This window comes from Bacteroidales bacterium (assembly GCA_012517825.1).
Lineage (GTDB): Bacteria > Bacteroidota > Bacteroidia > Bacteroidales > JAAYUG01 > JAAYUG01.
On record JAAYUG010000188.1, the window covers coordinates 1 to 7238 of the forward strand.

At 45.9% G+C, this 7238-nt stretch carries 8 protein-coding genes and 1 tRNA gene; 1 reads left to right on the forward strand and 8 read right to left on the reverse strand.

Annotated elements, in window-relative coordinates; all coding sequences use genetic code 11:
• From GX419_13025 to GX419_13045, 5 genes are all read right to left on the reverse strand, one after another.
• Nucleotides 1-632 (reverse strand): MBL fold metallo-hydrolase (locus tag GX419_13025; protein NLI25619.1); only part of this gene is annotated, 632 nt, incomplete at its 3' end.
• Between the two features lie 188 nt (nt 633-820).
• Nucleotides 821-894, reverse strand: a tRNA-Asp gene (locus GX419_13030).
• Nucleotides 895-969: 75 nt separating this feature from the next.
• Entirely contained in the window at nt 970-1509 is a 540-nt protein-coding gene (locus tag GX419_13035) for a methyltransferase domain-containing protein (protein NLI25620.1), read from the reverse strand.
• The gene (locus tag GX419_13040; protein NLI25621.1) at nt 1500-2345 is read right to left on the reverse strand and encodes a DUF3822 family protein; all 846 of its coding nucleotides are present in this window, start codon (nt 2343-2345) and stop codon (nt 1500-1502) included. Before GX419_13040 ends, GX419_13035 begins: the two co-directional genes overlap by 10 nt.
• A 6-nt stretch (nt 2346-2351) precedes the next feature.
• Nucleotides 2352-2978, reverse strand: a complete 627-nt coding sequence (locus GX419_13045; GenBank protein ID NLI25622.1) for a hypothetical protein — start codon at nt 2976-2978, stop codon at nt 2352-2354.
• Nucleotides 2979-3077: 99 nt separating this feature from the next.
• Here GX419_13045 and GX419_13050 point away from each other — a divergent pair, with 99 nt between their 5' ends.
• Nucleotides 3078-4475: an AAA family ATPase gene (locus GX419_13050; GenBank protein ID NLI25623.1), complete on the forward strand. Its 1398-nt coding sequence runs from the start codon at nt 3078-3080 to the stop codon at nt 4473-4475.
• A gap of 22 nt (nt 4476-4497) precedes the next feature.
• On the opposite strand, the gene GX419_13055 is transcribed toward GX419_13050, so the two are convergent.
• The 3 genes from GX419_13055 to GX419_13065 all read right to left on the reverse strand — a co-directional run.
• On the reverse strand, nt 4498-6438 hold the full coding sequence (locus GX419_13055) for a TonB-dependent receptor (GenBank protein ID NLI25624.1): 1941 nt from the start codon (nt 6436-6438) through the stop codon (nt 4498-4500).
• Between the two features lie 84 nt (nt 6439-6522).
• Nucleotides 6523-6939: a YjbQ family protein gene (locus GX419_13060; GenBank protein ID NLI25625.1), complete on the reverse strand. Its 417-nt coding sequence runs from the start codon at nt 6937-6939 to the stop codon at nt 6523-6525.
• Between the two features lie 40 nt (nt 6940-6979).
• A partial coding sequence (locus GX419_13065; protein NLI25626.1) for a phospho-sugar mutase occupies nt 6980-7238 on the reverse strand: 259 nt, incomplete at its 5' end.

Sequence of the window (7238 nt, forward strand, 5' to 3'; positions counted from 1 at the left end):
GTAATCAAGATATCGCTTTGCGGAAAGGGATCCGGTGGCCTTACTATCCGGTTAACCGGGCGTCCTATGTCGCCGGTAAAGGAAATGATCTTTTTTGCGCCGTTTTCGGTTACTTCCAGCGTAGCTACCCCGCTGCCAAGCATGTGCCCGGAATTGGTGAACCATACCCTGGTGGAATCATCAATACGGAGTTTCCTGTTGTAGGGTATCCCGATAAAAAGCTTCATACAGGCAATGGCATCTTCCCTTGTGTATAAAGGTTCGACAGGCGGCAATCCCTGCCGGGCTCTTTTTTTGTTGAAAGTTACAATATCCTGCTCGTGAATATGGCCCGAATCGGCCAGCATCAATGCACAGAGATCCCTTGTAGCACTGGTGGCTATTACCGATCCTTCAAAACCGTTCTTGTAAAACCATGGAATAAGTCCCGAATGATCAATATGGGCATGGGTGAGTATAATATGGTCAACCTCCGCAGGATTGATTCCCGGATTCCGGTTCCGGGCATCTGTTTCAAGGCCTTTGCCCTGGAACAATCCGCAATCGAGAAGAATTTTTTTTCCGTTCCCAGTTGTAATTAGATGTTTGCTTCCTGTTACTTCGCGTGCCGCCCCCAAAAATTGTATTGTCATTTCCGTTGTGTTTGATAACCAGTTGGTATAATTATTTTAAAGAAAAATCAAGTCAGATTTACGTCTTAAGGTTCCCTGGAGCCTGATTTTAGCAGGCTAAATTTATCAATTTTTTGCGAAGGAAGGTTACACGGTAAGCCGGAATAAAAAAAGGGCAGTTGTTAAACTGCCCTGCCTATGATTTCCGGCGGTGTGGACGGGACTCGAACCCGCGACCCTCGGCGTGACAGGCCGATATTCTAACCAGCTGAACTACCACACCAGAAATTGGTGACGCAAAATTATACCAATATTTTATTCCTGCAACACCCGGATGCAAATTTTTGGTCAAATTCGTTTACTCGGGAACCCTGAAAAAGCTGAAATGAACCTTGCCATACCTGCGTTCGTCGAAGAATCCGGGGTGGCCGGCAAATGAAATGTTTCCGGAATGCTCTACTACTAGGATGCCTTCTTTGTTTAAAAGCCCATGCTGCAGGATGATATCCGGAAGATTGCCGATACCTTCCATATCGTAAGGTGGATCGCAGAAGATCACATCGTATTTTGTTTGGTGATGTTCCAGGAAGCTGAAAACGTCTCTCTCCATCAGCCGGAATCCTTCGAAAGAGAGTTCCCTGATCATGCGGCGTATAAAGGCGGCGTGCACAGGATGGTTTTCCACAGATGTCAGATTATGGCATCCACGGGAGGCAAATTCATACCCTATTACCCCCGTACCGGCAAAAAGATCCAGTACCGAAATTTCTTCAAAATCGAAATAATTGGCCAGGATATTAAATAGGGCTACCCTCGCAAAATCAGTAGTAGGACGTGCTCTGAAATTGCGTGGCGGCTGAATATGTTTTCCTTTATATTTTCCGCTGATTATTCGCACAGTTGCAGATTCATTAACTGAACCGGAATTTCCAGGGAGTGGAACTGGATTTTTATCGCAGGGTCCATCTGGAGGGCTGGCATGCCGGCATTAAGGGACGGAAAATATTCCCTCAAAAGCGCTTCGGTATCAGCAGCCTTTGCAAGACCCGGATAACCGCACATGATAAGATTTCCTGAAACAAGATCAAGTGAAAAATCGCGCGAAATCTTTGCCAGAAAAAACAAAATATCAGACGGCTCCTGCCAGTTGAAACGGCTAAAATTGCTGATGCCTTTTCCGGAATGAACATAATAGTCAGCAAAGCCATAATGCAGAAGTACGCACAGTCCCTGTGGTTTTGCCGCATCAAAGTGCAGGCTTACAGGAGCCCATGACGGAAAATACCGGAACGATGGAAAAACGTTTCTCAGCAATTGACTTACAGCTCCCGGTACAGGAAAGACAAAAGTGGTTTCAGGTTCCCTGATGGAATAATAATGGACCTCGTCAAATTCTCTGAATAACTCATGATAGATAAGAAAATTTCTGGCTTCCTCCGGCCGGAAGTAGGCTGAAGGAACAGCCAGCCATTTATTGGTAATCCATAGAACGCGGACGGATTTCCAGTTACCCTTCAACCACATATTCCCTGCCAGAATCTTTTCCAGTTCATCCATCCAGCTTTCTTCATTAAGGTCAGGATGAACAGGATACATGGCAAAAGCCTTGCACTCACCAGTTGATGAGATACCGGCAAAAAAAACCAGTCCATCCGGAGCAATCTGAATGGACAGGTCGGTATCAGAATATTGTTCGGTTTTTAATGATGGAGCAACGAAAATTTTTTCGTTCATGAATGGTTATTCCCAGTTTCCTGCATTGTTGTTTGCTTCCTCAACGCTCCCGACACGTAGTCCCGGAAATCCTGTCATTTTCTTTCGTTCATCGTTCAGGTTGATAATCAGCTGAGGATCCAGTCCATTCAGAAGTATGTCGTTTTCGACCGAAGCTTCGAATACATTGACTTTCACTTTTCCGGTTTCAACCGTGTTGGTTTTCAGTTTGAACTCTATGCCATTGGTATAGGGAACATAGCGTATGGAATCAATGGGGTAATTTTTCCCGAAAAGTGAATCCAGAATGGGAACCAGCACAGTGTCTCTGCGGATAATCCCTTTCTTCAAAGCTTGCTTTTCTGTCCATCCTGCCTGAAGCAGACTATCGGAAAGCATTCCGTATTTCTTCACAACCCGGAAGTTTCCGTTTTTGATGAACGAAATAAGGGAATCAAAACTGGCTGTATAATGTCCGTTTTCTACTTTAAAGGCAACTTCAGCGGTACGGATAGCTTTCAGTCGCTCAATGGTTTTTTCGTACCGTTTGTCTTTTTCACGGTTAAAGCGGATAGGCTTCATGATGCCGTCATATAACAGATAAGCCAGAACAACGATCGATATCGTCAATACAATCTGAATAGCAGTCCTCATGGTATTGTGTTTTTTGAATGCAGCAAAATTAATAAAAAAATGATACGACAACGACTAACTTTGATGCGAAGTCCATGGAAAAAATTTAATCTGAATCGGATGATTGCAATCAATTCTAAGATACTGACAGAAAGTGTATTATTGAAATTTCCTTATGAACCGACTCCCGATCAGAGGCACTTTATGGAGCAATTCAGTGATTTTCTTTTTTCGGGGGCGAAGAACGAAATTATGCTCGTAAAGGGGTATGCCGGAACCGGAAAAACAATTCTTGTAGCCACCCTGGTGCAGGTTCTCCGTGCTCTGAACAGAGGGTTTGTTCTGCTGGCTCCAACGGGACGTGCAGCAAAAGTATTGTCACAGTATTCTGGTTTTCCGGCCAGTACGATTCACAGAAAAATATACCGGAAGTTGCTTTCTCCTTCCGGTCTGGCAGAATTTGTGCGCGACAGGAATCTGCATACTGATACTGTATTTATTGTGGATGAAGCCTCGATGATAGGAGAAACAAGCCGTGATGTGTCTCTGTTTGGATCGGGAAATTTGCTTTCCGATCTAATTTCGTACGTCTATGGCGGTCAGAATTGCCGGTTGGTGCTCATGGGCGATACGGCGCAGTTGCCTCCGGTGGGCCTCCGGGTAAGTCCTGCATTACAGCCTGAAGTGCTTCAGCGATTCGGGCTTTCGGTGCGAAATGTTATGCTCACCGAAGTTCTGAGGCAGGCATCCGGTTCGGGCATTCTTTCTTTCGCTACCTCCCTGCGGAATATGCTGGAAAGGGAGGAATACGGCAAGCCCGTTGTTGAACGGGACTGGTTTTCTGATATTGCGCTAATTGCACCCGCTGAAGTGCCTGAGCATATTGAACAGGAATACCGGAAGCAGGGAATGGAAAATGTGATCGTAATCTGTCGCTCCAATCGTCAGAGTAACCGGTATAACGCAGGAATCAGGCGTCAGATTCTTTTCCGTGAAGAGGAACTTTCGTCAGGTGATGTTATGATGGTGGTCAAAAACGATTATTTCTGGCTTGCAGAGGGAGAAGCAATGGGATTTATTGCCAACGGGGATATTCTGCGGTTAAAACGTATACGGCGTTATGACGAACTTTATGGTTTCCATTTTGCTGATGCCTCGGTGGTATTTCCTGACTATAATGATCTGGAGGCTGATGTGAAACTGCTGCTCGATACGATAACGGCAGAGGCTCCATCCTTGCCGGCTGAAAAACAGAAAGAGCTCATGCAGGCCATATTGCAGGAGTATGATATGGCTTCGGGGAAAAAAATACAGGATTATTTGCACACGAATCCCTGGTTTAATGCCATCCAGGTTAAGTTTGCCTACGCGGTAACATGCCATAAGGCGCAGGGGGGGCAATGGCATACGGTATTTATTGATCCCGGCCGCCAGGAAGAGTATGACCGGGAATACATCCGCTGGCTATATACGGCGGTTACCAGAGGTACCGACAAGGTTTATCTGGTATCTTATTGAAAGACAGGTTGTTAATGTATTTTCAGAAACCTGCGCTGTTCCAGCGGATACCTGCCGAAAACCAGCGTCGTGGCATTCCTGCACCTAGTATATCAGCATATCGGACATCAGTGAGGTTATGCGTAATAAACCGGAAGGAAACCCTATTGCTGAAAAGGTTCCATTCAAGACTGCTGTTGAAAACAACATAACTTTCAGGAAGGGAAGCATTTATGCTCCTGGCATATTCGGGATTATTTCTGACTTTGTAAATACTGCTGACTGAAAGAGTGAATGGTCCGCGCACCACGGCAAAATTCCCTGATATCAATTGCTTGGCATGGGCGGCAATGTATTTTGTAATGATGTTTTCCTTGTTGGTTGATTTCAGAAGCATCAGGCCGGCTGTTGCCTGAAGGGTCCATGAGCCTGCGGGTATTTCCCCTGTTAAATAGCCTTCCAGTCCTTGCGTAGTGAGATGCCGCACATTACCGGCATAAAAATAATTGGTGTCAGCTACCAGATGCGAATTTTCCGGAATATCACGGCTGTTGGTCAGAATGTAGTCAATCAGGTTCCGGCTGTTTCTGCTGAAGAGGGTAATACCGGCAGTAACAAGATCGGAAAGTTTCCTGTCGGCTCCGGCATCGAAAGTCCATGACTTTTCTGGCAGAAGGCCGGGATTGCCGAGATTTCTTCCCGGGGCAAGCCAGGGTAGTGCCGTGCTTACGAACCGTTCGGTAAAATCAGGGTTTCGGATTGATTTTCCTGCTGAGGCGTGCAGGTACCATTGTCCGGGTTTCCACGAAACAGACATCTGGGGTATTACCTGTAAACCGGCCGTTTCATGGAGTTCTCCCCGCAAACCTGATACAAGAACTATTCTTTCAAATGGTTTGTATGCTATGTTTCCGAAGAAACCTGCCTGTGTTTCGGAATGATTCCCTCTGTCGGTACTTCGGATTGTCCGCAGGTGACCCTGAAATCCGTATGTCAGGGTGATTTCTTTCCACCGGCGCGTCTGGAAAACCTGCATGGTTCCCGCATGGGTTGTATGGAGGTTGTGAGGGGAGAGGCTGTTGAAAAGAAAATCGTCATGGTTTTCCCTGAGGGAGAATGTAAGCCGGGTTTGTGACCGCACTCCGTTGTGGAGCAACTGGGTTTGCACCCAGTATCCTTTCTGTGTTTCACGGGCTGTATCAGAAGAGCTTATTGTGTAGAAGTTTCGGGCGTCAAATTCTTTTGAAAAACCTGCAATCCGAAATGAAATTTTGGTGTTGTCCCTGATCTGCCTGGATGCGGATACTGTGGCCTGGCGAACGCTGTAATCGGAATTCCGGCCTGTGCCGATGGGCATCGAAGGGCATTGGTTCAGGGTAAATCCGCCCCTTATAAAAAAGCGCTCCGTTGCCGTTTGAATTCCGACAGAAGACACCAGGTTTCTGCGGTTGCCATATGCCAACTCCCCTGAACTGTTCAATCCCTTCTCATGGTTCCCTGCTGAAAATGCTCTGGTAATAATATTAACCACTCCCCCCACAGCATCACTTCCGTAAACAATCGATGCCGGTCCTCTTACTACTTCAATCCGTTCAATTTCTTCACGGCTTACCGGTAGATCGTTATTAAAATGACCTGTGAGAGGATCATTTATTCGCATCCCATCCACCAGAACAAGCACCTGGTTAAATGTGGAGCCCCGGATGGAAAGATCGGTCTGCACACCTCCCATTCCCCTCATATTGGCTTCCATGCCGGGTATGTATCGGAAAAGTTCATCCACTGAGCTGACAGGTATTGCCAGTAGTGTTTTTCCCCTGATGACGCTGATGCTTCTTCCGGTTTCACGTAATGCCAACGGAGTATGCAGAGAAACGATCACAACCGAATCGACGGTAAAATGAGGTGTTTCCTGAGCTGATACAATGAGCGGTATGTTTTTAAGAACCCAGAAAAGAAATAATCTGTGGAAAAATTTCTTCATACGATCTCAAATGGTAAAAATTACGATCAGTTTGTTGGCAGTTTCACACCGGATGTTTGGGAAGAAAATCAGGAAAAAACAGTTTTATTCCCCGATGATTTTGACCAGAACCCTTTTTTTTCTTTTTCCGTCAAATTCCCCGTAAAAGATTTGTTCCCACGGGCCGAAGTCCAGTTTTCCGCTGGTGACGGCTACAACAACTTCACGACCCATGATGGTACGTTTCAGGTGTGCGTCGGCGTTATCTTCAAAACCATTATGTCGGTACTGGGAATATGGTTTTTCGGGTGCCAGTTTTTCCAGCCAGGTTTCAAAATCCTGATGCAGGCCGGATTCGTCATCATTGATGAAAACGCTGGCTGTAATATGCATAGCGTTGACCAGACAAAGGCCTTCGCGGATACCGCTCTCGGCAAGGCATTGCTCCACCTGAGGGGTAATGTTGATAAAATCGCGCCTGTGCGGGGTCTCAAACCACAATTCCTTACGGAAACTTTTCATTGCATAACAATTTTTAAATTTTTAAATCCCGGAAAACGATTTATTCAATGTGCAAGTCTTTCGTGATGTCTTTTATCCTTGCTTTCAGTTGTTCGGTAACTTTCTGAAAATCTTCCTTTCTCTCCAGCTTTCCTTTTACGCTGAAATAGAACTTAATTTTGGGTTCTGTGCCGGAGGGCCTGATGGAAATTTTGGAACCATCGGCAAGCAGATACTGAATTACATCCGATTTTGGCAGTGCAATTGGCTCGGTTTTTCCTGAGGGCAGGTGGGTTGTTACCTGCGTGAGGTAATCGTGA

Coding starts and splice junctions, on each gene's coding strand:
- GX419_13050 (NLI25623.1), top strand. CDS start 3,078: ATGATTGCAATCAATTCTAAGATACTGACAGAAAGTGTATTATTGAAA.
- GX419_13055 (NLI25624.1), bottom strand. CDS start 6,438: ATGAAGAAATTTTTCCACAGATTATTTCTTTTCTGGGTTCTTAAAAAC.
- GX419_13040 (NLI25621.1), bottom strand. CDS start 2,345: ATGAACGAAAAAATTTTCGTTGCTCCATCATTAAAAACCGAACAATAT.
- GX419_13060 (NLI25625.1), bottom strand. CDS start 6,939: ATGAAAAGTTTCCGTAAGGAATTGTGGTTTGAGACCCCGCACAGGCGC.
- GX419_13045 (NLI25622.1), bottom strand. CDS start 2,978: ATGAGGACTGCTATTCAGATTGTATTGACGATATCGATCGTTGTTCTG.